Here is a 403-nt window from a genome sequence, read left to right as displayed (position 1 = left end):
TGAGGCGTCTCGCTTCGTTTCGCAGCGCTGCGATCCGACGGGCCCCGCCGCAACCGGCAGCCTCCTCGCGCGAATGTCCCCCGGCCACCGCCATGCGGCGGCGGCCTCCTCCTTGATTTCGCCGAGAAGACCACCGGTCCCGACGGGGCTTCGGCTTGCGGAACGTGCCGGGCGTGGCCGCCGGTACCTTCTGCTGTGGATCTCTTATCGCGGCGGTGGGCCAAGATCGGATCACCGCGCGGGAGACCGGTACTCAGCCGCCGGTCCATGTTGTGAAACGTGCCTTGCCGGTCGGGTCCGTTGGCATCGCGGGTGTTTGATCGATGCAGCCTGCTTCCCCGTCGTTCGGGACGCAAGACGCGAGCGACCCGATGACGGCGGCCCGCACGATCCGCAAGCCGAT

The sequence above is a fragment of the Luteimonas abyssi genome (assembly GCF_001482195.1).
GTDB lineage: Bacteria > Pseudomonadota > Gammaproteobacteria > Xanthomonadales > Xanthomonadaceae > Luteimonas > Luteimonas abyssi.
The sequence above is the reverse complement of the archived record's forward strand: the minus strand, read 5'-3'. Positions refer to the sequence as shown.